The sequence below is a fragment of the Skermanella mucosa genome (assembly GCF_016765655.2).
GTDB lineage: Bacteria > Pseudomonadota > Alphaproteobacteria > Azospirillales > Azospirillaceae > Skermanella > Skermanella mucosa.
This window is the reverse complement of sequence record NZ_CP086106.1, coordinates 1,913,065-1,939,042: the sequence shown is the minus strand read 5'-3', so window position 1 is coordinate 1,939,042 and position 25,978 is coordinate 1,913,065. Positions and strand designations below refer to the sequence as shown.

Below are 25,978 nucleotides of genomic sequence, written 5' to 3'. Positions count from 1 at the left end.
TCAGGCTCCCTTCATCTCGGACCTGGCCTGCCTGACCGCCGCGACGATATTCGGATAAGCCGCGCACCGGCACAGATTGCCGCTCATGTATTCCCGGATGTCGGCATCGCCGTCGGCATATCCCTCGTTGACGCAGCCGATGGCCGACAGGATCTGACCGGGCGTACAGTAGCCGCACTGGAAAGCGTCGTGGTCGATGAAGGCCTGCTGCATGGGATGCAGGTCGCCGTTGGAACTCGCCAGCCCCTCGACCGTGGTGATCGGGTTGCCTTCGGCCATGACGGCCAGGGTCATGCAGGACAGCACCGGGGAGCCGTTCATCAGCACCGTGCAGGCGCCGCACTGGCCGTGGTCGCACCCCTTCTTGGTGCCGGTCAGCCCGACCTGGTCGCGCAAGGTGTCGAGCAGGGAGGCGCGGCTGTCCACCGACAGGCGGTGGTCCCGGCCGTTCAGCCTCAGCGTGACGGACACGGGTGCCCTCGGGTCCGGCGGCGGGGCGGCGGCCTGGGCCAGGGCCGGGTCTGCGGCGGCGCTGGCGACCAGCGGAAGGGCGGCGGCGCCGGCCCCCACGCCGAAGAAGCCACGCCGGTTGAGGGTGCCGGACTGGTCCGTGCCCGCGCCTTGATGCCCCGCGCCCTGATGTTTGTTCGTCATGGGGATCCCGTCTGTTCGGGGAAGCCTGCGGCCGCCGGCGGGAGAGCCCCCTGCGGCCGGATTCCGTTTAGAACAGTTCGAAACCCGGTTTTGTCACTCCCCGTTTGACTTCCGCGCCGGCGCACCCAAGATCGCACCCGATCGATTCAATTTGCCCAAAAACAGTTGAGGAGCATCCCATGAGCGTCGAGGTAGGTACCCCCGCTCCCGACTTCACCATGCCGACCGACGGCGGCGGCGAGGTCAGCCTGTCGGCCCTGCGCGGCAAGAAGGTCGTGCTGTATTTTTATCCGAAGGACGACACCAGCGGATGCACCAAGCAGGCCTGCGGCTTCCGCGACAGCCTGCCCGACTTCACCGGCATCGACGCCGTCGTGATCGGCGTGTCCAAGGACAGCGTCGCCAGTCACGACAAGTTCAAGAAGAAGTACGAGCTGCCCTTCGTCCTGGCGTCCGACCAGGGCTCCGACACCGCCGAGAAATACGACGTGTGGAAGGAGAAGAGCATGTACGGCAAGAAATACATGGGCATCGAGCGCTCGACCTTCCTGATCGACGGCGACGGCGTGGTCCGCGGCGCCTGGCGGAAGGTCAAGGTCGACGGCCACGCCGACGAGGTGCTGAAGGCGGCGAAGGCGCTCTGAGCACCCGGGCCTAGCGCTTGCCCCGCTTCAGGATCTCCGCCGCCAGTTCCTGGATCTCCTCGGCGGCGCGGGTCTTGCGGGCCGACTCGGTGACGCTGCGGCCTTCGAACAGGGCCGCGGCGAACTGGACGCGGTTACCGATCTGGGTGTGGGCGACGTCGGCGCCCATGCCCTTGATCCGCTCGATCAGGTCGTCGGCCAGCTTGGCGCGCGGCGGCACCCGGTTGATCACCAACAGGACCGGCACGTTCTCGGACCGCGCCAGGTCCAGCGTCGGCTGGGTCGCCCACATGTCCATCGGGCTGGGCTGGACGGGCACGATGACGAGGTTGGCGGAACGCACCGCGATGCGGGCCTCGGTCTCGGCGTGCGGCGGACTGTCGATCACGACGATGTCGTTCTCCTGGGCCAGCCGCTCGACCTCGCGCTGGGTGCGCCAGCCGTTGATCTGCACATGCTGAAGGCCGACATTCCCGTTCATCGCTTGCTGCCGGGTCTGGAACCAGCGCGTCAGGCTCCCCTGGGGATCGATGTCGACCACCGCGACGCGCAGGTCCACCTCGGACCAGGCGATCGCCAGATGGGCCGCCAGGGTCGTCTTTCCGGCGCCCCCCTTCTGTTGTGCCACGGTGTAGATCTTGCCCGCCATGCCTGCTCCGCTCATCGGCTATGCCGCCGATTGTCATTGAAAAAGTGCCCCGACCGCCGCAGCAACGGCATAGTGCATCCACATCGGTAACACGCCAAGGGCGGTGTTTGGCTTTCGCGCACCGCGACAACACTTTAAAACGATGACCATGAACAGCACAGACAGCCCGCAGAGAGACAGCCCGCAGAGAACGCCCGAGCTGGTCCCGCCCAGCGACGCCAACATCGCGCGCGCGGCCGGCCTGCTGCGCGCCGGGGAGCTTGTGGCGTTTCCGACCGAGACTGTCTACGGGTTGGGCGCCGATGCGACCGATGACCGCGCCGTCGCCCGGATCTTCGAGGCCAAGGGGCGGCCGCGCTTCAACCCGCTGATCGTCCACGTCCCCGACCAGGACTCGGCCGAGGCGATCGTCCGGTTCGACGCGCGTGCCGAGCGGCTGGCCGAGACCCTGTGGCCCGGCCCGCTGACGCTGGTCCTGCCGCGCCGGCCGGACAGCCCGCTGTCGCTGCTGGTCAGCGCCGGCCTGGACAGCGTCGCGGTCCGCTTCCCGGCCCATCCGGTCGCCCGCGCTCTCCTCAAGGCGGCGGGGGTGCCGGTGGCGGCGCCCAGCGCCAACCGGTCGGGCGCCGTCAGCCCGACCACGCCGCTGCACGTGGCGGAGAGCCTGGGCGCCCGCGTCGGCCTGATCCTGTCCGCCGGCCGCTGCGCGGTGGGCGTCGAATCGACTGTGCTCGACCTGACCGCGGAGGCGCCGGTGCTGCTGCGCCCCGGGGGCGTGACCGCCGAGGATCTGGAGGCGCTGCTGGGTATGCCGGTCCTGCGCCCCTCGCAGACGGAGGCGCAGGCGGAGGCGGCGGGCGATCCGGCGGCGCCGAAATCGCCCGGCCAGCTCGCCAGCCACTACGCCCCGGGCCGGCCGGTCCGGCTGGGGGCGAACGGCGCCGCCCCGGACGAGGCCCTGCTCGCCTTCGGCCCCGACACCTTCATCCGCGGCGGCGCCACGCGCCTGAACCTGAGCCCGCAGGGCGACCTGCACGAGGCCGCGGCCAACCTGTTCGCCATGCTGCGCGCCCTCGACCGGCCTGAGCATGCCGCGATCGCCGTCATGCCGGTCCCCGAGCAGGGGCTGGGTGCCGCGATCAACGACCGCCTGCGCCGGGCCGCGGCTCCCCGCGGGCCAGCACCCTTCCCTTCCGAAACGCCGACACAAGACTGACAAAGCCATGATCGACGCAGCCTTCCTCGACCGTCTCCGCAGCATCGTCGGCCCGGCCGGCCATATCGACGCCCCCGGCGACATGGAGCCCTATGTCGCGGAATGGCGCGGCCGATACCGCGGAACGACGCCGCTGGTGCTGCGTCCCGCCACCACCCTTGAACTGTCCGAGGTGGTGAAGGCCTGCCACGAGGCCGGCGTGCCGATCGTGCCCCAGGGCGGCAACACCAGCCTGGTCGGCGGCTCGATCCCGTCGGAGGACGGCAGCGAGGTCCTGGTCAGCCTGTCGCGGATGAACAAGGTGCGGGACGTCGACCCGCTGAACTACACCATCACGGTGGAGGCCGGCTGCGTCCTCCAGGCGATCCAGGAGGCCGCGGCCGAGGTGGACCGGCTGTTCCCGCTCAGCCTGGGCGCCGAAGGCACCTGCCAGATCGGCGGCAACATCTCGTCCAACGCCGGCGGCACCATGACGCTGCGCTACGGCAACATGCGCGACCTCGTGCTGGGGCTGGAGGTCGTGATGCCGGACGGGCAGGTCTGGGATGGCATGCGGCGGCTGCGCAAGAACAACACCGGCTACGACCTGAAGCACCTGTTCATCGGGGCGGAAGGCACGCTGGGGATCGTCACCGCCGCGGTGCTGAAGCTGTTCCCCCGGCCCAAGCAGGTGGAGACCGGCTTCCTCGCCGTCCGCGACCCGGACGCCGCGATCGAGCTGCTGGCCAGCCTGCGGTCGGCCAGCGGCGACGCGCTGAGCGCCTTCGAGCTCATGCCGCGCATCGCGATCGACTTCGCCCTGAAGCATGTGGCCGGCACGATCGATCCGCTGGAGGAGAGCCACGCCTGGTATGTCCTGCTGGAGTTCGCGACCGGCAGCGGCGGCGACGCCTTCCGCGACACGATCGAGGCGACCCTGGGCGAAGCCATGGAGGCCGGACTGGTCATGGACGCGGTGCTGGCGTCCAGCGAGACCCAGGCCAAGCAGCTCTGGTTCATCCGCGAGGCGATCGTCGAGGCCCAGAAATACGCGGGCGGCTCGATCAAGCACGACATCTCGATCCCGGTGTCCTGTGTCGGCACCTTCATCCGGGAGGCGACCGAGGCGGTCGGGCGGACCATCCCCGGCGCGCGGCCCGTGCCTTTCGGCCATGTCGGCGACGGCAACATCCACTTCAACGTGACCCAGCCGGAAGGGGCCGATACGGAGGCTTACCTTGCCCAGTGGGACAAGCTGAACACCGTCGTCCACGACATCGTGCTGCGCATGGACGGCTCGATCAGCGCCGAACACGGCATCGGCACCTTCAAGCGCGAGGAGCTGAAGCGCGTCAAGTCGCCGGTCGAGATGGACATGATGCGCAAGGTCAAGGCGGCGCTGGACCCGAAGGGGCTGATGAACCCCGGCAAGGTGCTGTGAGGATATCGGTGCGGCCGCCGCAGACCGGGCTACGGCCTACGGTGGCCAACCATGATGGAGAATCTAACAGCCGTAAGCATCGGCGTGGTTCAATCGCCATTGGCCGGCAGCGATACGACAAGGGGCGCCGTGCCGAAATCATGCGCCCAGTACCGTCCCTCGACGACAAGTGACAGTTCTATCTGTTTGGCCCTGCCGTCCCAAGGAAACGCGACGGGTACGACGATGCTTTGTCCGGGACCGACATTCGCCGGCACGTCGATCCGGGTATTCCACCCCGGCTCATCCGGCGCCAAGCCCGACGCCATTCGCCAGGACAGGCGAAGGGGATTGGCGGATCTCCTGAAAGCCCATTCGTTCGACCCGTTGGTCAGGCCTACGGTCAATGTCGCGGTGCCGGTGCCGAGTTGGAGGGATGCCACCGAGAGCGTCAGATCCTTCAGCGCAGAAGGAGAGAGCGCTTGCGTCCGCTGCATGCGGACGGCTGAATGGGTCGTCCAGACCTTGGCAACCAGATCGTAGACACAGGCATCCGCCGCAAGCCCGTTGATTCCCAGCCAATTGTCCATGCTCTGCACATATCCCGGCCCCTTCGGGTCGATGGCGTCCCAGTGCAGTGGTATCCAACCACTATAACCATTTGCCGTGGGGACGCCGATTTTCTGGGATATGAGCATGGCATCGATCTGCACAGCCCACGACGGCCGGGGGCTACCCTCATGAATCACATAGAAAACGCGACAGTCCGACAAGGGTTGCGGGACAGCGGCAAGCTCCGCGAGCTCATCCCTCCGCTGGACTCCCGAATTCAGCGTCAGGTTCACTTGCTCCGCCAGGAAGACCGGCATCATCACGCCCAGGAGGAGAGGACCGCCGTGCCAGCTTCCTGCGGCCCGAAATCGTTCGTACCAGTTTTGCAATATCAAGGCCACGGTGATCATTGCGATCATGTTGCTCAGGATTTGCAAACGGAAGGGGACGCGAATGGCCGAGCCCCCTGGAAGAAACTTCCATACCAGCCACCAGAGGGAATAGCCGTCCACTTGAACGCTGATGACGGTCAGGACGGCGAATGTCAGGGCCATCATGATGATCAGCCTTGACCGTCCGGCATGTCGCGACTGTCCGACAGGAAGGTTCCGCCAGACAAGGAAAACGCCAACGACCAGGGTCGCGGCGAGGAACGGCGCCACTCCGAGAGCCGCTTCGCTGTTGACCAAGCGCTCCACCGGATAGCCGGGCAGGTTCTTGAGGATGTTTCCCCAGACAAGGTTGCCCTCGCCGACGTTGATCAGATCGCTCAGCTCTCCTGTAAAATTGAGGTTCTCCGTGTAGCTGCGTTTCCGACCGGCGCTGAGAGCGGGAAGGTAAGTCACGACGAACGGCACCATGGCCAGCAGGAATGCTACGACGAACGAGGCGATCTGCGCCCTCGCTCTGAGTAGCAGGATCACAACCTCACGATCGACGAGGGGAGATAACGCAAGGAAAAAAAAGACGACTACAATGAAAAACCAACCTACGTAAAACGACGTAAACAACAACGATGCCCACAAGCACCCGGAGAATGCGGCATACGCACATGCCATTGGCATACTTCTTTGCTTTGTATCTAAAGCCGACAACAGTGCCATTATAAGAACGGGCACGAAATATATCGCGTAAAGCTGTGGGTGGCCTGCCTTCAGATAGCTGATGTTGGAAAAGGCGAACATCGTTGCGAAAGCGCAGGACAGTATGTACGATACATTTAAGAAATTTCGTAAAAGGACATAAAAAGAAACGTACCCCACCACGGTCGTCGCGATCAACGTCGCCTGAAAAGCCATGAACTGGTCGGCACCCAACAGGCGAAAAGGTACATAAAAGAGCTGGTTTAGGAATAAAATGTCGGTGTAACCCATGACGCCGGGGTAATTGCTCACGGGGTTGGCGGATCGCGAGCCGTCAGGTGACGGCGAAGGTTCCACCGACGAGGTGGCGTACGGCGGTCCAGGCGGATTGACCTTGCCGACGCGCCGTTCCTGTCACGGATCGATACCCGGCGTGGATGCCGGGTCCCCAGTCGGATCGGAAGCCGTTGGTGACCTTGCGGAAGACCACGGACGGGCGAATTTCCTGCTCGCTGGCGTTGTTGGTCGGCGGCACGCGGCGGTCGGCGAGGAAGACGAAGAACTTGCCGCGCCATGCCTTGACCAGCCGCTGCAACTCGCGTCCGGCCGGATGGGCGGCGGGGGTACCGACCAGGGCATCGAGGCCGCGCTCGGCCTTTGCGGCGTAGGCGGCAAGCGTGCTGTCCTTCAGGCCCGGTCTTCGTTTGCCGACGCGGATGGCCCAGAGCAGGTGATCGCGGATCCTGGGTGCGACCATGGTGTCGCCGCAGTCGATGGCGTACTGCACGTCCCTGAGAACGTGGGCCAGGCAGACCTGGTGGACCCGTCCCAGTTCCTGCTGCCCGGCGTAGCGGTCGGAGATCCAGACCTCGGGCCGATGCCCGCCCAGGATCCCGGCGGCCACCGCCCGGGCGCGGCTGGGGGCGATGGTGTGCAGCACGGCTTGCCCGGAATGGAACACCCATTGCCAGTGGATCACGCCGTTGACCCGCGTCGTGGTCTCGTCCGAGGCGATGACGGAAGCCCCCAGGAGTTTGGCCTTGATCGCCGCGCAGGCCGTGTCGAACGCCGTGCCCATGCGGCGCAACGCATTGGCGATGGCGCCCTCTGAGATCGTCAGTCCGAACAACTCCTCCAGCATCCGCGACAGCCGCTCGAAGCCGACATGATGGCTGTGGTGCAGATAGGCCAGCAGTGCCCGGATGCCCGGTCCGAACGGGGTGCCCGGCGGCATGGCGGCGGGCGGGGCGGCCCGGTAGCGCCGCCCGCAATCGCCGCACCGGCCGCCGAACAGCTCGACCCGCGTCACCACCGGGCGGATCACCGGAAGGTCGATGTGGTCGTAGCGGTGCCGGCACCGCTGGGCGCTCTCGGGCACCGCCGTCCCGCAATGCGGGCAGCCCTCGACCAGGCGGCGCTCGGTCCGGTCCGGATCGTCGGCCAGCGGGCGCGATACTCCGGGGCGCGACGGCCGCGGCTTGCGCCGGCGCTTGGCGTCCGCCGTACGCGACGCACCGCCGGGGCCGTCCTGCGACGGCGGAATGTGCGAATTGGCCGACGTCTTCCGCGGCTTCCCGATCAGCGCTTCCAGTTCGGCAACCCGCGCCGCCAGACGCTCGATCAGCGCCGCCTGCTCGACCAGCAGGGCGTCCTTCTCAGCCTCACTCAGACGGTAACGCGGCGGTTTCTCCATCCCATCCTTGACTCATATTCCAAGCCGCAGCGCAACCCTTTTCGCCAACCCCGTGAGCAATCACACGCCGGGCTCTGGAAAGAATATACCCGGTTCCAGGAACGGCTTCTCTCCAATGAAAAATTGAAACCAATGCTCATGTATAAATATAATCAACCTCGCATCGCCGAGGTTTCCTGATATTACACTGAACTCGGAAATTATCTGATGCCGGAAGAACACCGCCGCTCCGATGACCCAGAACAGCACCAAACCGAGCAGACATGCTGTCCGAACACCGAGTCCTCGCGATATCGGTAAATTTTTGGATAGCGAATAACTCATATTGAAGAGACCTTACCGCGTGCAGAATACAAGAAGCGCAACTAAAGATTCTTCAAAGCCTCGGAGACGGCGGGGTTTCTTTTGGGTAGCGAGTTGAACGTCCATCGGGGATTTTTATCGAATATGCAGAACTGACGCGCCAGGAAATTCCAGACAAACGCAAGTCCGGTTCCGCCGACCTTTCCGATCGCGATGGATAATCCTGTGAGTTCGACGATTACTATCATAAACGAAATATTAATGAGCAACCCCGCAAGACTCACCAGATAGACCATGGCCAATTCGTTGCGCACGGAACTCATGCGCCTCCTGAATCCCAGATGCGATGACAAGAGATAATTGATATATGTGGCGAGCATGAAACCGCAAATTGATGCGCCAATATAATGCAACTTCCCGAAGTAATATGCCGTAAAAAAAACACCCCACTCCACCAGGGCGGAGAGTGCACCGATGAAGAAATAGACCATGAAACTGGCGGCGTAACGCTGGATTAGGGCAATCAGGTTATTCATGCTTTAACCAGAAAAGCGTATTTAGTTATTGCATAAATAGCCCTGAAGGCATCCTTCAGACCAATCTTCTTTCCCTCCTCATAGGTTCTTCCAAAATAGGAGATTCCAACTTCGTAGAAAACATATCCGCGACGAGCGAGCTTGGCGGTAATTTCCGGTTCAAATCCGAATCTGTTCTCTTCTATCTTGACGGACTGGATGACTTCTCTTCGGAAAACCTTGTAGCAGGTTTCCATGTCGGTCAGGTTGATGTTGGTCGTGACGTTGGAAAATAAGGTCAGTATCCGGTTTGCGACCATGTGCCAGAAATAGACTACCCGGTGGGCCTCTCCTCCGATGAAGCGGGAACCGTAGACCACGTCCGCGCCCTGATCGAGGATCGGCGCGATCAAACGGGGGTATTCCCGCGGATCGTATTCCAGATCGGCATCCTGGATCAGCACGATGTCACCGGAAGCCAAAGCGAAACCGGTACGAAGGGCCGCCCCCTTCCCCTGGTTCTTGTCGTGGTACGCCACCTTGCTGACGAGAGACGCAAGTTCGGACCGAAGCAGCGCTGCGGTTCCATCGACCGAACAATCATCAACAACGATTATTTCAATGTTCTTGACGTCAGCTTTCCTCACTCGGTCTATAATGGTCCGAATCGTTCTGATCTCATTATAGCAGGGAATGATAACCGACAAGGTATAGTTATCTTTATTGATCATGGCCGACTCTGCGTCTCGCTGATTTGGTTCGAGTTCCAATAATATTTTATATTATTACGATCTTTACTTTCGATGAGCAGGTCATCGAAGAAAGAGGTTGTACTGATCAACACTTCATCATAAGGCCGCGTCCTTGGACGACACTTTGGACGGAGCACCGATGCGGGGTGTCAGACTTCTCTCCGACAGGAAACGTCCGACAGGCGCTGACCTGCGAAAGCCCTTGAATTCTCAAGGCTCGAAGCATCAGCGACTTCGGTGGATCTCCGAAGAGGGTTTCCAATTCACATACTGGTGCTGCCACGTTCGGTCAGCCCGTTGCTTCCGGCAGCAGCGATCCCCTACATAGCCCCAAGGTCATATCTCTTATTGATTAATCCGAATGGCTGAATATCGTCATTCGAGGGGACTTACAACGAGTTTCGGGGGCCGGGACGGCAGATGCGTTAAATTGTCCCTGGTGGGAGAGTACTTCGTGCCGGAACCTGCGAGGATGCGCATCGTATCGAAGCCCTCCGTGTTGAGTCCTGTACCGGGAGATAGGGTACGACGATGCCCGTCAACCTCCTCCAACGCGAAAAAGGGCCGCACCCGCCTGGATCCGGTGACGAAACCCGCCACCGATTGTTGACTATCCAACTGAAATGATCGCTTTGAAGCGGAGGGCGCCATGCCGCGTTGTATGAGAGCTGCCGTTGCCGGTCTGGCCCTCCTGTCCCTGGCCGCCTGCGAGAACCTGGGCTGGGGCGGCAACCGGGGCGGCGGTCCGACGCCGTCGAGCACGACGAACACGCTGGGTCCCGGCGGGGCAGGCTATTCCGGCCCGAACAGCCAGATGGGGACCGGCGGCTCGGGCGGCGGCACCAGCGATCGAGACACCGGCCGTTCCTCCGACTTCGTCACCGGCCGCAGCCGCTCCGGCCCGATCGGCACGGGCGGAGCCGGCGTCTCGGACGCGCCGATCCCCCAATACCGCCCCTGACCGCAGGTCCAGGCACGGCCGGTCAGAGCACCTTTCCCTCGAAAGGATGGCGGCCGGCCCGGTCCTCGATCTCGATCACCCACAGGTCCGGGTCGCGCTTGACCGCGCGCTCGATATAGGCGTCGGCGTCGGTCTCCGGCATCAGGGCGTTCTCCTTGGCGGCCAGCCACGCGGTCTTGCCGTCCATGTCGCGCGTCTGGGTCAGCACCCGGCAGCCATGCTCCAGCTGGTTCAGCTTCAGCATGACGAGGCCGCCGTAAGGGGAGCCCTTGCGCGCGATGACGGCGGGAATCGCCTCCGCGATGCAGCGGCGCACATGCGCCCTGACCCAGAGTTCGGTGGGAATGCGATCATCGTCCATCCGGCCACCCTACCCTGCGGGAGGGCCGGACGCCACTTCAGACCGCGCCCAACCCAGGCATCGGCGCGCTGATCGCCCTGGCAGCTCCCCGTTGGCCGTCCTTCGACCCGTCGGCGGCGGTCCCATCCTCCTTGGGCGTGCCGAGCTGGGACAGCACCATGACGGTGAACAGCGACGTCGGCTCCGCGTTCGGCGCCGCGGCCCTGCCGAAGGGCGAGCGGAACCCTCCGTCGCTGCTCCAGGCGGAGCGGCTGGACGGCGTGCCGATGGCGCCGGCCGACGCCGCCGCGGAGGAGCCTTCCATCCCGTCGAACTTCGCGGCGAACCGGTCGTAGATCTGGCCGACCGACAGCGCCTTGCCGGACTTGTCGTAGAACACGCCGCGGTTGGCCGCCGCCGCCTCGGGCAGCAGGGCGGCGGCCGGCTGGTCGGGGTTCTGGCGCATGCCGTTCAGGAACCTCGACGCTCCGCCGGCGCCCAGGAAATGGGCCATGTAGAGTTCGGTGGCCCCGATCCGGCCCCCGACGGTCTGTTCAAGCTGCGTCTGGTTGTCGCGGGCGAACTCCGCCGCCAGGTAAGACGACACCTTCGGATCCTTCCGCAGATCCAGGATATCGCGCCGCGCCTGCGGATCCTGCACGTAGGGGGTGCCATCGGACCGCCGCTGGACCCGGGCCGCCTCCCGACCCAGCCCGTACTTCGCGCCATGCTGCTCGACCATGTTCAGCCAGGTGCTCTCGATGAACTGATAAAGCCCGGTGGCGCTGCTGGTCGCCGCCTTGGCGTCCGGGTCGAAACTGCTTTCCTGGGCAGCTTTTGCCATGAGGTAGGAAAAATCTACCCCCGTCCGGTCGCTCGCCTGGCGCACCGCCGCCTGGATCGCCTGGGGGGCGGCCCCCGCCGCGGCGCGGTATTGCTGGGGATCGGATGCGCGCATCAGGTTTGCAGGGTTGGACATGGCGGCCTCTACCAACGGGTTCTGCGCTCCATCCAGCAATCCCCGTGCCAGCAGCGCGGGTGTCGCGTTACCATGTCGCAAGGCTCGCAAGCTGCATGCGCCCGCGCTATCTTCCCCGGAGATGCCGCCGGAACCGCCGGTACCCTCGATCAAAGCACACGGTCTCGGGAGGACCCCGCCTACCATGATCCCTTACTCCGCCCCCATCCAGGACATGCGCTTCGTGCTGAACGAGGTGGTCGGCATGGACCGCATCACCAGCCTACCCGGCTATGCCGATGCGACGCCCGACATGGTCGACGCGATCCTCGACGAAGCCGGCAAGCTGGCTTCCAACGTGCTGGCGCCGATCAACTTCTCCGGCGACCAGGAAGGGGCCGTGCTGGAGAACGGCGTCGTCCGCACGCCCAAGGGCTTCAAGGAGGCGTACCGCCAATACCAGGAGGGCGGCTGGAACAGCGTGCCGTTCGATCCCGATCACGGCGGCCAGGGCCTTCCCTGGACCCTCGCCATGGCGGTGCAGGAGATGTGGCAGGCCGCCAACATGTCGTTCGCCCTGTGCCCCATGCTGAACCAGGGCGCCGTCGAGGCGCTGACCGAGCACGGCAGCGACGAGCTGAAGGATATCTATCTCGGCAAGCTGATCTCGGGCGAATGGACCGGCACCATGAACCTGACCGAACCGCAGGCGGGCAGCGACCTCGCCGCGATCCGGACCCGGGCGGTGCGCGAGGACGGCCATTACCGCATCTCCGGCCAGAAGATCTACATCACCTACGGCGAGCATGATTTCACCGGGAACATCATCCACATGGTGCTGGCTCGGCTGAACGACGCGCCTCCCGGCATCAAGGGCATCTCGCTGTTCGTCGTGCCGAAGTTCCTGGTCAATCCCGACGGCTCGCTGGGCGACCGCAACGATCTGCGCTGCGTCAGCCTGGAGCACAAGCTGGGCATCCATGCCAGCCCTACTGCGGTAATGGCGTTCGGCGACAACGACGGGGCGATCGGCTACCTGGTCGGCGAGGAGAACCGCGGCATCGAGTACATGTTCACCATGATGAACAACGCCCGCATGGGCGTCGGCCTCCAGGGCGTCGCGATTTCCGAACGGGCCTACCAGCAGGCCCGCGACTATGCCCGCACGCGGGTGCAGAGCCGCGACATGACCGATGCCAAGGGCGAGCCGGTGTCGATCATCCGGCACCCCGACGTCCGCCGCATGCTGATGACCATGCGCTCGCAGACCGAAGCCGCGCGGGCCCTGACCTATTACGCGGTGGCCGCCCTCGACATCGCGAAGAAGCACGCCGACCCCGCGGAGGCCGCCAAGGGCCAGGCCATGGCCGACCTGCTGACCCCCGTGGTCAAGGCCTGGTGCACCGACCTGGGCGTTGAGAACGCCTCGATCGGCATCCAGATCCATGGCGGCATGGGCTTCATCGAGGAGACCGGCGCCGCCCAGCACCTGCGCGACGCCCGGATCACCCCGATCTACGAAGGCACCAACGGCATCCAGGCCAACGACCTTGTGTTCCGCAAGGTGATCCGGGACGGCGGTGCCGCCGCCGGCGTGCTGTTCGCCGAGATGCGCGAGACGGTGGAGGCGCTGAAGCACCTGCCGGGCGACGACATGGCGGCGATCTCCATCGGCCTGGGCAAGGCGGTGGACGCGCTGGAGAAGGCGACGGCCTGGCTTGTCGAGCACGGCAAGCGCATTCCCCAGGCCGCGGCGGCCGGGGCCGCCAGCTATCTGCGCATGTTCGGCATCACCACCGGCGGGTTCCTGATGGCCAGGGCCGCGATGGCCGCCCAGCAGGGCCAGACCGACCCGGACGCCGACCAGCGCTTCCTGGACGCCAAGCTGATCACCGCCCGCTTCTTCGCCGACCAGTTCCTGCCCCAGGCGGTCAGCCTGCTGACCCCCATCACAGAGGGCCACCGCACAGTGATGGCGCTGTCGGAGGACCAGTTCTAGAGCGGTTTCCGACCGGGTCAAGCTGATCGGGCACCGCTCCAGCGGGAGCGACGCAAGCGTAACTCAGGGTTTTGCCACAGATTACGGCGATGGACAAAGATGCGAACCGGATCATCTGAGGATATCGCCGTAATCTGTGGCCAATTTCCTTCATTCCATGCCGGCTTCGAACAAGGCAGGCCCATCATCTTTGCAAGGCGCAGGTTCCCGTGCCGCCCGCCACCGCCTCCGGGTCGAGGGTGAACAGTTCCTGCGGGCGGCCGACGCCGCGCAGCGCGTAGCGGCCGACCGATACTAGCCGCAATTATGCACGAGGGCTGGCAGGCATAGCGTAAAGCCCTGATCTAGCTTAGGATTCGGCTGCTGACACCCATCCCACCGGATCCGGATTGCTATGCCCGCCACAGTTGAACTTACCCCATCGCTGCCCGGCCTGTCACCTGTCGCCGGCAAGCCCGTGGTCGCCCGCTTCGATGGCGGGCGGCTGTCCTCCGATGCCGGCGTGCTGGGCCTGCGGGAGATCGAGAAGCGGCTCGGGATTGCCGACCGGCTTGCGGCGTGCCTGGAAGACCCCCGGACGCCCGGGCGGATCGTTCATGGACTGGCGGAGATCATCCGCTTCCGCCTGCTTATGATCGCGGCCGGCTACGAGGACGGCAACGACGCCGACAGCCTGCGCCGGGATCCGGCGTTCAAGCTGGCGCTCGACCGCCTGCCGGACGATGCTGGCCTGTGCTCGCAGTCCACCATCTCGCGCCTGGAGAACCTGCCCGATACCCGCGCCCTGCTGCGCATGGGCCGCGCTCTGGTCGATTTCTACTGCGCCGGGTTCCGGCAGGTCCCAAAGCGGATCGTGCTGGATATTGATGACACCTTCGATGCCGTTCACGGCGAGCAGCAACTGCGTCTGTTCAATGGCCATTACGACGAGTACGGCTTCCAGCCGATCGTCGTTTTCGACGAGCACGGGCGCTTCGTCACCGCCATCCTGCGTCCGGCCAGGCGACCCAAAGGCACTGAGATCCGGGCGCACCTGCGTCGGATCGTGCGGCAGATCCGGGCCAACTGGCCGCAGGTCGAGATCCTGCTGCGCGCCGACAGTCATTACTGCTGCCCCGAGGTTCTGAACTGGTGCCGGGCCAACCGCCTGGACTATGTGCTCGGCCTGGCGCCAACCAGCACGCTGCGGCGGCATATCCTCGACCTGGAGGCCAGCACCGCCGCCCGGTTCGCCGCCGGTCCCGGGACCGCCAAGGTCCGGCGCTTCAAGGAATTCTACGACGCCGCCGGAAGCTGGAGCCGGACCGAGCGGATCATTGCGCGCGTTGAAGTCGGGCCGCAGGGCCCGGACACCCGCTTCATCGTCACCAGCCTGCGCCACGGCCGGGGGCGGTGGCTCTATGAGAAACTCTATTGCGCCCGCGGCCAGGCGGAAAATCACATAAAGAGCTGGAAGGCGCATCTGTGCGCCGACCGCACCTCCTGCCACAAGGCCACCGCCAACCAGTTCCGGCTGTTTCTGCATGCCGGCGCCTACTGGTTGCTGTGGTCGATGCGCGCCCTGATGCCGCGCCGGTCGCGCTGGCGAGTCGCCCAGTTCGACTCGTTGCGCCTGCGTTTGATCAAACTGGCGGCCCGGATCGTCGAGACCAGGCGGCAAATCCTCGTCCACCTGCCTACCGCCTGCCCGGAGCAAACTGTCCTGCGCCTGCTCCTGGAGCGGGTTCCCCGACTCGTCACCTGAACGCCGGGGCCGAGTGCCCCTGTTCCGCCCAACCCGCCAACCTCAAGACCTCTCACCATTGCAGCGCCGCCCAATCGGCGTTACGGCCAACCCTTGCCTGAACAGCTAAAAGTTGAAGAAAGGCAGAGAACTTCAGAGCGCTTTCCGGCCTGGTGCATTAATGCGGCTAGCCGGGCGGCGCAGGTCTCGGCGGAGTTGGCGAAGGCGGAGGACAGCAGCACGTCCTGGTCCAGGGACCGGCACATGGCGGCGATCCGGGCGACCTCGTTGACCGCAGGGCCGATCACGGTGAAGTCCAGCCGGTCCTCGCTGCCGATATTGCCGTAGAACACCTCGCCGACATTGAGGCCCAAGTAGAAGCGCGTCCACGGCAGTCCTTCGGCCTTGCGCCGCTTGTTCAACGCGGCGACCCGGCGGCGGGCCTCCTCGGCGGCGTCGAGCGATCGGTTGCACAGCTCGCCGTCCTCCGCGCCGCTGAAGATCGCCATGATGCCGTCGCCCATGAACTTCATCACCTGCCCCTGGTGGTCGTGGATCGAGGAGACGATCGCATCGGCATAATCGTTCAGCAACGGGATCACCTGCTCCGGATCGACGGTGTCGGTGATCCGGGTGAAGCCCTGGAGGTCGCTGAACCACAGCACGGCGCTCATCCGCTCGGTCACGCCGCGCTCGATATAGCCGCCCAGCACGCGCCGGCCGGCGTCGCGGCCCAGGTAGGTTTCGACCAGCGTCTCGGCGATGCGCCCCACCGACACGTCGCGGATCGCCAGCGCCAGGAACGGCAGGCTGCGCTCCATGATCGTGATGTGGGTTTCGTCGAAACCGTCAGGCCCGTCGGTCGACCAGGACGACACCAGGCTGTCCATCATCCCGATCGTGATCGGCTTGCCGAACATGGTGCTGACCGCCAGATAGTCCGTGATCCCCTCGTCCCGCAATTCGCCCATCACGGGGAAGCAGTCGGCCGGGCAGTCGCCGTCGATGAACCGGCAGCGCAGGGACTTCCCGCCGCTCTCCATCAAGTAATGGAACGGGCTTTTCAGCCACTTGTCCTCGTTCTCGCGGGCCACCGAGCGGGCGTACTCCGATGCCGTGGTCTCGTTCTTCATCCGGTGCCAATGGAAGGTGCGGGCTTCCAGGACGGGATGGAGGGTATCGATCAGGGCCACGACCCGCGTCAGCGGGACGCCGTACTCGACCAGCCGGCGGCAGAACCCATCGACCAGTTCGGTTTCCGAGGCTCCGGCGAGCCCGGCCTCGGCGACCCATTCGGAAATCTCCAGTATCAGCCGGTCTTCCATCCCCGCTCCCGTCGTCAACGCGCTCAACCGGCCGAAGAAGAGGCCGGCCCGCCTTCCATCTTGTAGCACTGGGGCCGAGCGGCAATAGTCCCCGAATGATGGAAGCAGCCCTGAGGGAGATATCGTCCCGGTTCGTCACAGGCGTAGGCCGGGCCGGCGTGGCGATCATCCACGGTGCCGACCGATGGTCCGGACGGGTCGGACGGGACGGCACCGTCGCGGGGAAGTCCGGCCGGTACCTGCTCTACAGCTTCACGAAGACGCTGATGGCCGCGGCGGCGCTCCGCCTGGTGGACAGGGGGCGGCTCGATCCCGATCACCCCCTGGAGGAGCCCGCCGTGCCGGGGTCGATCGCCGGCCGGATCACGCTGCGCCAGCTTCTCCACCACGGTGCCGGGCTGACCGACTATGGCGGCATTCCCGCATACCATGCGGCTGTGAGGGCCGGGCAGGAACCCTGGACCGATGACGAGTTCTGGGACCGGACGGGCGCCGGGCGGCTGCTGTTCGAGCCCGGCCGGGGCTGGGCCTATTCCAATATCGGATACATGCTGGTCCGCCGGATCCTGTGCCGGGAAACCGGTCTGGGCTTCGGCGCCATGCTGGAGGACCTCGTCTTCGGGCCGCTGGGAGTGGCCGACGCCTTCGTGCCCGTCACCCGGGCCGACCTGGAGGGACTGAACCTGGGGCCGAGCCGCTATCTCGGGAACGGCGGGCCACCGGTGCCGGTCGCCGCCCGCTATCATCCCGGCTGGGTGTCGCACGGCGTCGCCGCCGCGACTCCGGACGCCGCGGCATGCCTGCTCCACCGCATCATGGCCGGCGCGCTGCTTTCCCCTCCTCTGCTGGATCGGATGACGGCGGCCCGGCGGGTCGCCGATCCGATCCAGGGCCGGCCCTGGATCGAACCGGGCTACGGATTGGGGCTGATGGTCGAACTGGCCCCCGGCGGTTCCGGCGCGGCAGGGCACACCGGCGGCGGCCCCGGATGCAGCCCGGCCGTCTTCCACTTCAAGGGCAAGCGGCAGCCGCTGACCATCTGCGTGATCACTGACGGGGAGGACGTCGGCCAAGCCGAGACCATGGCCGTGGCCGCGTCCGCCCGGTTCCCCTGATCCGGTACCGGCGGCCTACATATTCGGATAGTTCGGTCCGCCACCGCCCTCGGGGACGACCCAGTTGATGTTCTGGGTCGGGTCCTTGATGTCGCAGGTCTTGCAGTGGACGCAGTTCTGCGCGTTGATCTGGAGCCTGGGGTTGGCGCCGGAGTCGTCCCGCACGATCTCGTACACCCCCGCCGGGCAGTAGCGCTGCTCCGGCGCGTCGTAGTCCGGCAGGTTGATCCGGATCGGGATCGTCGGGTCCTTCAGCGTCAGGTGCGCCGGCTGGTTTTCCTCATGGTTGGTGTTGGAGATGAACACCGACGACAGCCGGTCGAAGGTCAGCACCCCGTCGGGCTTGGGGTACTGGATCTTCGGCATCTCGCTCGCCTTCTTGAGCTGGAGATGGTCGGCGTGGTTGTGGAACGTCCACGGCGCCTTGCCCCGCATCACGAAGGTGTCGAACGCCGAGTACGCGATGCCGCCCCACAGCCCGCGCCGGAACGACGGCCGGATGTTGCGGACATGGTACAGCTCCTCCCACAGCCAGCTTTCCTTCAGCCGCTCCGGATATGCCGCCGCCTCGACCTCGCCGGCCTCGGACCTCAGCAGGTCGAACACCGCCTCGGCGCACACCATGCCGCTCTTCATGGCGGTGTGGTTGCCCTTGATCTTCGGCACGTTCAGGAACCCGGCGCTGTCGCCGATCAGGCAGCCGCCTGGGAAGGTCAGCTTCGGGATCGACTGGAAGCCCCCCTCGCTGAGCGCCCGGGCGCCGTAGGAGATCCGCCGCCCGCCCTCCAGGTACTTGCGGATGTCGGGGTGCAGCTTGAAGCGCTGGAACTCGTCGAACGGCGACAGATGAGGGTTCTCGTAGTCCAGCCCGATGACGAAGCCGATGGAGACCTGGTTGTCGGCCATGTGGTACATCCACGAGCCGCCGTAGGTCTTCTCGTCCATCGGCCAGCCGATGGTGTGGACCACCAGCCCGGCCTTGTGCTTCGCCGGGTCGATCTCCCACAGCTCCTTGATGCCGATGCCGTAGGTCTGCGGGTCGCAGTCCCGGCGCAGCTCGAAGCGCTCCATCAGCCCCTTGGCCAGCGAGCCGCGGCAGCCCTCGGCGAACAGGGTCTGGCGGGCGTGCAGCTCCATGCCCGGCGTGTAGGCGTCGGTCTTCTCGCCGTCCTTGCCGATCCCCATGTCGCCGGTCGCCACACCCTTGACCGAGCCGTCCTCGCGGTACAGCACCTCGGCGGCGGCGAATCCGGGATAGATCTCGACGCCCAGCTCCTCGGCCTGGGCCGCCAGCCAGCGTCCGAACTCGCCCAGGCTGATGATATAGTTGCCGTGGTTGTTCATCTGCGGCGGCGTCTTCAGCCGGCGGGAGCGCTTCTCCGTCAGGTGGAGGAAGTAATCCTCCGTGGCCGGCGTATTGAGCGGTGCCCCCTTGTCCTTCCAGTCCGGGATCAGCTCGTCCAGCGCCCGCGGCTCCAGGACCGCCCCGGAGAGCAGGTGGGCGCCGACCTCGGAGCCCTTCTCCAGGATGCAGACCGATACCTCGTGTTCCTGCTCGGCGGCGAGCTGTTTCAGCCGGATCGCGGCGCTCAGGCCCGATGGCCCGGCTCCGACGATCACGACATCGTATTCCATTACCTCGCGTTCCATGGTTCCTTCCCCTACCCAGCCCTGTGAACCGGTTCAATCGACCATGCCCTCGCCACGGCATCTCCGAATCCGGCTCTGGCTGCCTATCTCTAGTTCCGGTCTTCCGTTTCGGGTCGATGAAAGAACATAGGTTCGGTGCTAGGGTCAAACCATGAATGAGCGCCGCCCAAGGTGAGTTTTGAGCGAATCTGACATGCGCGATATCGTCGCTCTGCTGCGCTGGCACCTGGATGTCGGCGTGGACGAGGCGATCGCGGACATTCCGACGGACTGGACGAAGGTCGTCGCGCGCGCGGCGCCGGCGCCGGCTGCCGCAGCACCCGGACAGGCGCGGCAGGGGGCCGGTTCCGGAACCGGCGGCCGCACCCTGCCCCCGCGCACGGCCCCGGCGGCCGGTGCGCGCCCGGTCCAGCAGCCCCTGCTCGGCACGCCCGCGGCGGGCGCCACGGCGCGCGCCATGGCGGCCGAAGCCGGCGACCTCGACGCGCTGCGCGCCGCCATGGCGGCGTTCGAGGGATGCGCGCTGAAGACGACCGCCACCAACCTGGTGTTCGCCGACGGCAATCCCAAGGCGCGGCTGATGCTGATCGGCGAGGCGCCGGGCGAGGACGAGGATCGCCAGGGGCGTCCCTTCGTCGGCAAGAGCGGCAAGCTGCTGGACCAGATGCTGGCCTGCATCGGGCTCGACCGGACCCAGGTCTACATCACCAACATCCTGCCCTGGCGCCCGCCCGGCAACCGCAAGCCCAACCCCAACGAGATCCAGACCTGCCTGCCCTTCGTCGAGCGGCACGTGGAGCTGGTGGCGCCCGAAGGGCTGATGCTGCTGGGCGGCACCTCGGCGAGCGCCCTGCTGAACCGGACCGACGGCATCATGCGGCTGCGCGGCCGCTGGTTCGAGTTCACCCCCTCGGCCGGCGCCAGATCGATTCCCGTCCTCCCCACCTACCACCCGGCCTTCCTGCTGCGGCAGCCGGCCATGAAGCGCGACGCCTGGCGCGACCTGGTGGCTTTCAAGAAAAAATTTCTGGTGACCTAGCGGATTGGAATCATTGGCCTGCCGCCCCCGCCCCGGCGGGATGACGGGGGTATGCGGGACCGGGAGCCACAAGGAAGCTTGTGGCTCCGGAAAACATCCGGTATTTGTCCCTCATGTCCGGGAAGACTGTTAACGCAGGTTTAACCAATCGGTGCCTGCGCTCACGCCTCCTCAGCGGTGCCTTCCTGTGCCTTGCCGTCCTGGTCCTGCCCCCTTTTCCGGGTGCCGGTCAGGCTTCAGCGCGCGACCGGGATACCGCTTACAAAACTGACGAGTCGTCGGCCCCGTGGTCGGTGGAGGCCCCGGTCGTACCCAGCCGGCAGACCCGCGCCACCGCCCACGATTCGCAGCTTACGGTGCAGGAAGCGGCGCGCTACCGCCGGATCTTCGAGCTTCAGGATGCCGGCGACTGGGACGCCGCCGACAGGCTGGTCGGCCAGGTGACCGACATGCGCCTGATCGGCCATGTCGAGTACCAGCGGCTGATGCATCCCTCCTACAAGGCCACCTACCACGAGCTTCGCGGCTGGCTGGAGCGGTTCGCCGACCATGCCGGCGCCGACAAGGTCTATCAGCTGGCCCTGCGCCGCATGGCCCGGGGCGAGCGCAAGCCGCCGGCCCCGCGCGGCGTGGCTGCCTCCCTCCCCGCCGGGCAGAACGGCGCCTATGCTTCCGACCGCGGACTCCAGGCCGCCGTCCCGCGCCGCGGAGAAGCGGTCCAGGCCCCGATCCAGGCCGCCAAGGCGGCGGGGGACGGCCCCGTTCTGCCGGCCGGTGCCGTGACGGTCGCCGCGTCGGCGGCCGTGGCCGCTCCTCCCAAGCCGGAACCGGCGTCCCCCGCGTCCGGCGCGGGAAGCTGGAGCGCCGGCATCGCGGCCTGGCGGATCGGGCAGGACGACAAGGCCGCCCGGCACTTCCAGGCCTTCGCCCAGTCCGACTCGGCATCCCCCTGGGACCGTTCGGCCGGCGCCTACTGGGCCGCCCGGGCTCACCAGCGCGCCCGGCGCGCCGACGAGGCCGCCAGATGGCTGGGCGAGGCGGCGAAGCATCCCCGGACCTTCTACGGCCTGATCGCCAGGCAAGCCCTCGGCAACATCTCCGACGCCGGCCTGCGGGTGCCGATCCTGACGCGGCGCCACGTCCGCGTCCTGGCCGAGCATCCGGCCGGCCGGCGCGCCATCGCCCTGGTCCAGGCCGGCCGGCGCGAGAGCGCCGAGCAGGAACTGCGCCGCATCGAGGCGCGCGGCAACGCGACGCTGGAAGAGGCGCTGGTCGCCCTGGCCGACATGGCCGGGATGCCGTCGCTCGCCATGCGGCTCGGCAGCGTGCTGACCGACTCGGACGGAACGGCCTACGACTCGGCGCTCTATCCCCTGCCCCCGTGGGAACCGCGCGGAGGCTTCACCGTGGACCGCGCGCTGCTGTTCGCCCTGATGCGTCAGGAAAGCCGGTTCGAGCCGGACGCGCGGAGCGGCGCCGGTGCCAGGGGCCTCATGCAGCTGATGCCCAACACCGCCAGCTATGTCGCCGACAAGCTGACGCCCGACATACTGGATTCCATCCAGCTGAACTCCCCCCGGGGCAAGCCGGACCTGTACGAGCCGGAAGTCAACCTGACCCTGGGCCAGCACTATGTGCGCTATCTGATGGACCAGAAGGGGATCGGGGACAACCTGATCCTGACCGTCGCCGCCTATAACGCCGGCCCGGGGAACCTCCAGCGCTGGCGGCGCAGACTGTCCCGGATCAAGGACCCGCTGCTGTTCATCGAGAGCCTGCCGGTCCGCGAGACGCGCACCTTCGTCGAGCAGGTGCTGACCAATTACTGGATCTACAGCCAGCGCCTGGGCCGGCCGCTGCCGTCCCTGGAGGCCATTGCGGGCGGCCGGTGGCCGGTTTATATGGCTGTGGACGGCGAGGTTCCCACGCCGAAGGCAGTTCAGCAGGTGGCTTCCGATGGCAAAGATTGACGACTCCCGGCCCTTCCTCGCGGTCAATATCGCGGTCCTGACCGTGTCGGACACGCGGGTGGAGGCCGACGACAAGTCGGGCAACACCCTGGTGGAGCGCCTGACCGCCGACGGCCACCGTCTTGCCGCCCGCGCCATCGTCAAGGACGACATCCCCGCGATCATCGCACAGGTCCAGTCCTGGATCGCCGATCCCGGCATCGACGTGGTGATCTCGACCGGCGGCACCGGCGTGACCGGTCGGGACGTGACGCCCGAGGCGTTCCACGCGATCTACGACAAGGAGATCCCCGGCTTCGGCGAGCTGTTCCGCATGATCAGCTACGAGAAGGTCGGCACCTCGACGATCCAGAGCCGGGCGACCGGCGGAGTGACCGGCGGGACCTACCTGTTCGCCCTGCCCGGCTCGCCCAGCGCCTGCCGCGACGCCTGGGACGGCATCCTGAAGTTCCAGCTCGACAACCGGCACCGGCCCTGCAATCTCGTGGAGCTGATGCCCCGCCTGATGGAGCACATGAAGCCCGCCGGTGCCTGAAGGCTCCATGCCTGACCGGCATCTCCCGGCCGCGCTTCGCCGCCGGCTTGGGCTGGACGCCGACCCGGTGCCGCTGCCGCCCAAGGGCATGGCCCACGCGCATCTGCGCCTGCCGGACGGCGTGCTGGCCCGGGTGCCGCGCTGGAGCCAGATCGGCCTCGACCCCGCCGCCAACCTTCGCCACCAGGCGACGGCCTTCACGCGCGCCGCCCCGGGCGGCCACACGCCTCGGCTGATCGGTGTCCTGGAACCCGGCGCGGACCTTCCCATGGGCGCCCTTCTGGTCGAGAAGATCGCCGGCCGCCCGCCCCGCCTGCCCGACGACATGCCGGCCATCGCCCGCGCGCTGGCCTCCCTCCACGCCCTGCCGGCCGAACCCACGGCCAACCCGATCCGCGCCACCATACAGGTGATCGAGCGTCAGGCACCCTGCTTCGCCCGCGCCGGGCTGGCGCGGGAGACCCTGGCCCACCTCGACGCCGAGCTGGCGTGGGTCCGCACCCTGCCGACGACCCCGGAGCCCCCCATAACCTTGGTCGGCACCGACACCCATCCCGGCAACTTCCTGATCGACGGGCAGGGAAAGGCCTGGTTCGTGGACCTGGAGAAGGCGACCGACGGGCTTCCCGCGATCGACCTGGCGCACGCCAGTCTCTACACCTCGACCACCTGGGACCCGGACGTCGCGGCGGTTCTGTCGCCGGAAGACACCGGCCGGTTTTACGCCGCCTGGAGCGAAGCCGTGCCGCCCGGAATGGCCGAGGCGGTGCGTCCCTGGTTCGGCATCGCCCGCCGTCTGGTCTGGCTGCGCACCCTGTCCTGGATGGCCCGCTGGAAGGTGGAAGGTTCGACCGCCTTCGGCGCCGGCATCGACCCGCGCACCGTCGCCCACGTGCGGGAGCGGATCGAAGACTTCTTCGACCCGGCGACGATCGGGCGGGTGCGTGATAGCCTTTGACCTGGGCCGTTCCCGGCACCGCCCACTAATGCCTTGACCGGTTCGCCGTAGGTCGGCCTTCGCCCGCAGGGCGAACGCCGACATCCTGCATCAACGCTCCGGCCATGGTGTCGGCGTCGGCCTTCGGCCTTCGGCCGGGGCCGACCTACAATGGAGCTGTTGAGGGGTCTGGAGGTCGTGTTCCATAGGACGGGAATGCACCGTGTCAGGTCCCTGGACCTTCAGGGTCCACGGTGACGGTGAGGCGCAATCCGAGCGAGCGGATCACCTTCAGCACGGTTGCGAACTCCGGATTGCCGCCCGGCGCCAGGGCCTTGTACAGGCTCTGTCGCCCCAGCCCGGTGCTGCGCGCTATGTCCGTCATGCCTTTCGCCCGCGCGATATCGCCGAGCGCTGCCGCGACAAGTTCCGGATCGCCGTCCTCCAGAACAGCTTCCAGGTATGCAGCGATACGATCCTCGTTGGTGAGGCTGTCTACGATGTCCCATGGACGGGTTTCGATCTTGGACATGCGTGATCCCTCAGAGCTCCCGGGCCAGACGGATTTGAATCAATCCATTGCTGTCCTCTATAGGGAACAGACTATCACTGCCCAATGATCAAGTATCCGCAATGATGGCCCATACCGACAGCCCTCACAGCAGCGGCAATTGGTCCCCCCGCGCGGGCGGCGGCCTGAACAGTTCGCAGTCCAGGTCCCAGCGCCGGCCATCCAGGCCCAGCCGCCGGCAGGCCAGCTTGAAGCGGCGGGACAACAGCTCGGCGATCGGGCCGGTGCCGGTCATGCGGGTGCCGAACTCGGACTGGTAGAGACCGCCGGCCCGCGCCTGCCGGATCAGGCTCAGCACGCGGTCGGCCCGGTCGGGGACGTGCTCGCGCAGCCATTCCTCGAACAGATCCTTTATCTCCAGCGGCAGCCGCAGCAGGATATAGCTGCCGCCGGCGGCCCCGGCCTCGGCGCCGGCCTCCAGGATCGCTTCCAGCTCGTGGTCGTTGAGGGCGGGGATCATCGGGCTGGCGAGGACGGAGACGGGCACGCCCGCCGCCGTCAGTTCCCGGATCGCCTCCAGCCGCCGGGGCGGCGTCGCGGCGCGCGGCTCCATCCGGCGGGCGAGGTTCCGGTCGAGCGTGGTGACCGACACCGCGACGCTCGCCAGCCGCTTCGCCGCCATCGGGGCCAGGATGTCCAGGTCGCGGGTCACCAGCGCCGACTTGGTGATGATGCAGACCGGCTGGTTGAAGTCCCGGCAGACCTCCAGCACCGAGCGGGTAATGCGCTCCTCCCGCTCGATCGGCTGGTACGGGTCGGTGTTGGCGCCGATCGCCAGCGGCCGGCAGACATAGGATTTCGCGCGAAGCTCCCGCGCCAGCAGCTCGGCCGCGTCCCGCTTGCGGAACAGGCGCGTCTCGAAATCCAGCCCCGGCGACAGCCCCAGATAGGCGTGGGTCGGACGGGCGAAGCAATAGATGCAGGCGTGCTCGCAGCCGCGATAGGGATTCACCGACTGCTCGAACGGGATGTCCGGCGAGTTGTTGCGGGCGATGACGCTGCGGGCGCGGTCGTCCAGGACGGTGGTCCGGACCGGCGGCGGATCCTCGCCGCCGTCCGCCGTCCAGCCGTCGTCCACCAGCACGCGCCGCTCCCGCTCGAAGCGCGAGCTCTCGTTGCTGATCGCCCCCCGCCCCTTGAGAGCCCTGCGCGTGACCTCGTCCATGGCACCGACGATAAACAGGCCCGGCGGGAACGTAAAGGGAACATTCTCGACAGACCCGGCTGTTCGCAGGAATGAAGCCATGGCCTCCCCCGGTGGACCTCTCCGGGCTGATTTGTGATCGCGTCATTCGAAATTGACTTGCATGGCCCGGATCTCGCACCTTCTCTGCCGCAGGCGCGGTGACCATGGCGCAAAGTGACGGCCGGTCAGAAGCTCTTGGATTGGTGGAAA

Annotated in this window: 23 protein-coding genes; 11 read left to right on the top strand and 12 right to left on the bottom strand. The window is 66.4% G+C overall.

Annotation, left to right across the window (positions count from 1 at the left end; all coding sequences use genetic code 11):
• Positions 1-654, bottom strand: a complete 654-nt coding sequence (locus JL100_RS08765) for a (2Fe-2S)-binding protein (protein WP_202683470.1) — start codon at positions 652-654, stop codon at positions 1-3.
• A 179-nt stretch (positions 655-833) separates the two neighbouring features.
• On the opposite strand from JL100_RS08765, the gene JL100_RS08760 reads away from it, so the two are divergent.
• The gene (locus JL100_RS08760; RefSeq protein WP_202683471.1) at positions 834-1,298 is read left to right on the top strand and encodes a peroxiredoxin; all 465 of its coding nucleotides are present in this window, start codon (positions 834-836) and stop codon (positions 1,296-1,298) included.
• 10 nt (positions 1,299-1,308) lie between these two features.
• Here the strand turns inward: JL100_RS08760 and parA are convergent, their stop codons facing one another.
• Entirely contained in the window at positions 1,309-1,947 is a 639-nt protein-coding gene (parA, locus tag JL100_RS08755; protein ID WP_202683472.1) for a ParA family partition ATPase, read from the bottom strand.
• Positions 1,948-2,095: 148 nt separating this feature from the next.
• Here parA and JL100_RS08750 point away from each other — a divergent pair, with 148 nt between their 5' ends.
• Positions 2,096-3,163 (top strand): L-threonylcarbamoyladenylate synthase, encoded by a 1,068-nt coding sequence (locus JL100_RS08750; RefSeq protein ID WP_202683473.1) that lies wholly within the window; start codon positions 2,096-2,098, stop codon positions 3,161-3,163.
• Positions 3,164-3,170: 7 nt separating this feature from the next.
• Positions 3,171-4,583 (top strand): FAD-binding oxidoreductase, encoded by a 1,413-nt coding sequence (locus JL100_RS08745; protein ID WP_202683474.1) that lies wholly within the window; start codon positions 3,171-3,173, stop codon positions 4,581-4,583.
• An 89-nt stretch (positions 4,584-4,672) separates the two neighbouring features.
• Here the strand turns inward: JL100_RS08745 and JL100_RS08740 are convergent, their stop codons facing one another.
• The 4 genes from JL100_RS08740 to JL100_RS08725 form a co-directional block, all read right to left on the bottom strand.
• Entirely contained in the window at positions 4,673-6,508 is a 1,836-nt protein-coding gene (locus JL100_RS08740; RefSeq protein WP_228421150.1) for a hypothetical protein, read from the bottom strand.
• 22 nt (positions 6,509-6,530) lie between these two features.
• Positions 6,531-7,889, bottom strand: a complete 1,359-nt coding sequence (gene tnpC / locus JL100_RS08735; protein ID WP_202685838.1) for an IS66 family transposase — start codon at positions 7,887-7,889, stop codon at positions 6,531-6,533.
• Between the two features lie 365 nt (positions 7,890-8,254).
• Positions 8,255-8,728, bottom strand: coding sequence for a GtrA family protein (locus tag JL100_RS08730; RefSeq protein ID WP_202685726.1), 474 nt, complete (start codon positions 8,726-8,728; stop codon positions 8,255-8,257).
• Complete coding sequence (locus JL100_RS08725; protein ID WP_202685727.1) at positions 8,725-9,438, bottom strand: glycosyltransferase family 2 protein; 714 nt, start codon at positions 9,436-9,438, stop codon at positions 8,725-8,727. The genes JL100_RS08730 and JL100_RS08725 overlap by 4 nt, the downstream gene beginning before the upstream one ends.
• 670 nt (positions 9,439-10,108) lie before the next feature.
• On the opposite strand from JL100_RS08725, the gene JL100_RS08720 reads away from it, so the two are divergent.
• Complete coding sequence (locus JL100_RS08720; RefSeq protein ID WP_202685728.1) at positions 10,109-10,420, top strand: hypothetical protein; 312 nt, start codon at positions 10,109-10,111, stop codon at positions 10,418-10,420.
• A gap of 22 nt (positions 10,421-10,442) precedes the next feature.
• Here the strand turns inward: JL100_RS08720 and JL100_RS08715 are convergent, their stop codons facing one another.
• Both JL100_RS08715 and JL100_RS08710 read right to left on the bottom strand, forming a co-directional pair.
• Positions 10,443-10,781 (bottom strand): DUF1491 family protein, encoded by a 339-nt coding sequence (locus JL100_RS08715; RefSeq protein WP_202685729.1) that lies wholly within the window; start codon positions 10,779-10,781, stop codon positions 10,443-10,445.
• Positions 10,782-10,818: 37 nt separating this feature from the next.
• The gene (locus JL100_RS08710) at positions 10,819-11,739 is read right to left on the bottom strand and encodes a transglycosylase SLT domain-containing protein (RefSeq protein ID WP_202685730.1); all 921 of its coding nucleotides are present in this window, start codon (positions 11,737-11,739) and stop codon (positions 10,819-10,821) included.
• A gap of 184 nt (positions 11,740-11,923) precedes the next feature.
• Between JL100_RS08710 and JL100_RS08705 the strand changes: the two genes are divergently transcribed.
• Together JL100_RS08705 and JL100_RS08700 are read left to right on the top strand one after the other, a co-directional pair.
• On the top strand, positions 11,924-13,717 hold the full coding sequence (locus tag JL100_RS08705) for an acyl-CoA dehydrogenase (RefSeq protein WP_202685731.1): 1,794 nt from the start codon (positions 11,924-11,926) through the stop codon (positions 13,715-13,717).
• A gap of 394 nt (positions 13,718-14,111) precedes the next feature.
• Positions 14,112-15,461, top strand: a complete 1,350-nt coding sequence (locus JL100_RS08700) for an IS1380 family transposase (protein ID WP_228421149.1) — start codon at positions 14,112-14,114, stop codon at positions 15,459-15,461.
• Positions 15,462-15,541: 80 nt separating this feature from the next.
• Here the strand turns inward: JL100_RS08700 and JL100_RS08695 are convergent, their stop codons facing one another.
• Positions 15,542-16,765 (bottom strand): adenylate/guanylate cyclase domain-containing protein, encoded by a 1,224-nt coding sequence (locus tag JL100_RS08695; RefSeq protein WP_228421148.1) that lies wholly within the window; start codon positions 16,763-16,765, stop codon positions 15,542-15,544.
• Positions 16,766-16,860: 95 nt separating this feature from the next.
• On the opposite strand from JL100_RS08695, the gene JL100_RS08690 reads away from it, so the two are divergent.
• Complete coding sequence (locus tag JL100_RS08690) at positions 16,861-17,880, top strand: serine hydrolase domain-containing protein (RefSeq protein ID WP_228421147.1); 1,020 nt, start codon at positions 16,861-16,863, stop codon at positions 17,878-17,880.
• A gap of 15 nt (positions 17,881-17,895) precedes the next feature.
• On the opposite strand, the gene JL100_RS08685 is transcribed toward JL100_RS08690, so the two are convergent.
• Positions 17,896-19,530: an electron transfer flavoprotein-ubiquinone oxidoreductase gene (locus JL100_RS08685; protein ID WP_202682447.1), complete on the bottom strand. Its 1,635-nt coding sequence runs from the start codon at positions 19,528-19,530 to the stop codon at positions 17,896-17,898.
• 193 nt (positions 19,531-19,723) lie between these two features.
• Between JL100_RS08685 and JL100_RS08680 the strand changes: the two genes are divergently transcribed.
• The 4 genes from JL100_RS08680 (at position 19,724) to JL100_RS08665 (ending at position 24,032) form a co-directional block, all read left to right on the top strand.
• On the top strand, positions 19,724-20,569 hold the full coding sequence (locus JL100_RS08680; RefSeq protein ID WP_202682448.1) for a uracil-DNA glycosylase: 846 nt from the start codon (positions 19,724-19,726) through the stop codon (positions 20,567-20,569).
• Positions 20,570-20,862: 293 nt separating this feature from the next.
• On the top strand, positions 20,863-22,539 hold the full coding sequence (locus tag JL100_RS08675) for a lytic transglycosylase domain-containing protein (RefSeq protein WP_202682449.1): 1,677 nt from the start codon (positions 20,863-20,865) through the stop codon (positions 22,537-22,539).
• Positions 22,526-23,074 carry a molybdenum cofactor biosynthesis protein B gene (moaB, locus tag JL100_RS08670; RefSeq protein WP_202682450.1) on the top strand — a complete coding sequence of 183 codons (549 nt, stop codon included), beginning with the start codon at positions 22,526-22,528 and terminating at the stop codon, positions 23,072-23,074. Before JL100_RS08675 ends, moaB begins: the two co-directional genes overlap by 14 nt.
• 7 nt (positions 23,075-23,081) lie before the next feature.
• Positions 23,082-24,032 (top strand): aminoglycoside phosphotransferase family protein, encoded by a 951-nt coding sequence (locus tag JL100_RS08665; RefSeq protein WP_202682451.1) that lies wholly within the window; start codon positions 23,082-23,084, stop codon positions 24,030-24,032.
• A gap of 205 nt (positions 24,033-24,237) precedes the next feature.
• On the opposite strand, the gene JL100_RS08660 is transcribed toward JL100_RS08665, so the two are convergent.
• Complete coding sequence (locus tag JL100_RS08660; protein ID WP_202682452.1) at positions 24,238-24,543, bottom strand: addiction module antidote protein; 306 nt, start codon at positions 24,541-24,543, stop codon at positions 24,238-24,240.
• A gap of 124 nt (positions 24,544-24,667) precedes the next feature.
• Complete coding sequence (locus JL100_RS08655; RefSeq protein WP_202682585.1) at positions 24,668-25,747, bottom strand: PA0069 family radical SAM protein; 1,080 nt, start codon at positions 25,745-25,747, stop codon at positions 24,668-24,670.
• Between the last annotated feature and the right edge of the window lie 231 nt (positions 25,748-25,978).

Excerpts from the sequence above, each read along its gene's own strand:
- JL100_RS08765 (WP_202683470.1), bottom strand. The coding sequence starts at position 654 with ATGACGAACAAACATCAGGGCGCGGGGCATCAAGGCGCGGGCACGGAC.
- JL100_RS08760 (WP_202683471.1), top strand. The coding sequence starts at position 834 with ATGAGCGTCGAGGTAGGTACCCCCGCTCCCGACTTCACCATGCCGACC.
- parA (WP_202683472.1), bottom strand. The coding sequence starts at position 1,947 with ATGGCGGGCAAGATCTACACCGTGGCACAACAGAAGGGGGGCGCCGGA.
- JL100_RS08750 (WP_202683473.1), top strand. The coding sequence starts at position 2,096 with ATGAACAGCACAGACAGCCCGCAGAGAGACAGCCCGCAGAGAACGCCC.
- JL100_RS08745 (WP_202683474.1), top strand. The coding sequence starts at position 3,171 with ATGATCGACGCAGCCTTCCTCGACCGTCTCCGCAGCATCGTCGGCCCG.
- tnpC (WP_202685838.1), bottom strand. The coding sequence starts at position 7,889 with ATGGAGAAACCGCCGCGTTACCGTCTGAGTGAGGCTGAGAAGGACGCC.
- JL100_RS08730 (WP_202685726.1), bottom strand. The coding sequence starts at position 8,728 with ATGAATAACCTGATTGCCCTAATCCAGCGTTACGCCGCCAGTTTCATG.
- JL100_RS08725 (WP_202685727.1), bottom strand. The coding sequence starts at position 9,438 with ATGATCAATAAAGATAACTATACCTTGTCGGTTATCATTCCCTGCTAT.
- JL100_RS08720 (WP_202685728.1), top strand. The coding sequence starts at position 10,109 with ATGCCGCGTTGTATGAGAGCTGCCGTTGCCGGTCTGGCCCTCCTGTCC.
- JL100_RS08715 (WP_202685729.1), bottom strand. The coding sequence starts at position 10,781 with ATGGACGATGATCGCATTCCCACCGAACTCTGGGTCAGGGCGCATGTG.
- JL100_RS08710 (WP_202685730.1), bottom strand. The coding sequence starts at position 11,739 with ATGTCCAACCCTGCAAACCTGATGCGCGCATCCGATCCCCAGCAATAC.
- JL100_RS08705 (WP_202685731.1), top strand. The coding sequence starts at position 11,924 with ATGATCCCTTACTCCGCCCCCATCCAGGACATGCGCTTCGTGCTGAAC.
- JL100_RS08700 (WP_228421149.1), top strand. The coding sequence starts at position 14,112 with ATGCCCGCCACAGTTGAACTTACCCCATCGCTGCCCGGCCTGTCACCT.
- JL100_RS08695 (WP_228421148.1), bottom strand. The coding sequence starts at position 16,765 with ATGGAAGACCGGCTGATACTGGAGATTTCCGAATGGGTCGCCGAGGCC.
- JL100_RS08690 (WP_228421147.1), top strand. The coding sequence starts at position 16,861 with ATGATGGAAGCAGCCCTGAGGGAGATATCGTCCCGGTTCGTCACAGGC.
- JL100_RS08685 (WP_202682447.1), bottom strand. The coding sequence starts at position 19,530 with ATGGAACGCGAGGTAATGGAATACGATGTCGTGATCGTCGGAGCCGGG.
- JL100_RS08680 (WP_202682448.1), top strand. The coding sequence starts at position 19,724 with ATGCGCGATATCGTCGCTCTGCTGCGCTGGCACCTGGATGTCGGCGTG.
- moaB (WP_202682450.1), top strand. The coding sequence starts at position 22,526 with ATGGCAAAGATTGACGACTCCCGGCCCTTCCTCGCGGTCAATATCGCG.
- JL100_RS08665 (WP_202682451.1), top strand. The coding sequence starts at position 23,082 with ATGCCTGACCGGCATCTCCCGGCCGCGCTTCGCCGCCGGCTTGGGCTG.
- JL100_RS08660 (WP_202682452.1), bottom strand. The coding sequence starts at position 24,543 with ATGTCCAAGATCGAAACCCGTCCATGGGACATCGTAGACAGCCTCACC.
- JL100_RS08655 (WP_202682585.1), bottom strand. The coding sequence starts at position 25,747 with ATGGACGAGGTCACGCGCAGGGCTCTCAAGGGGCGGGGGGCGATCAGC.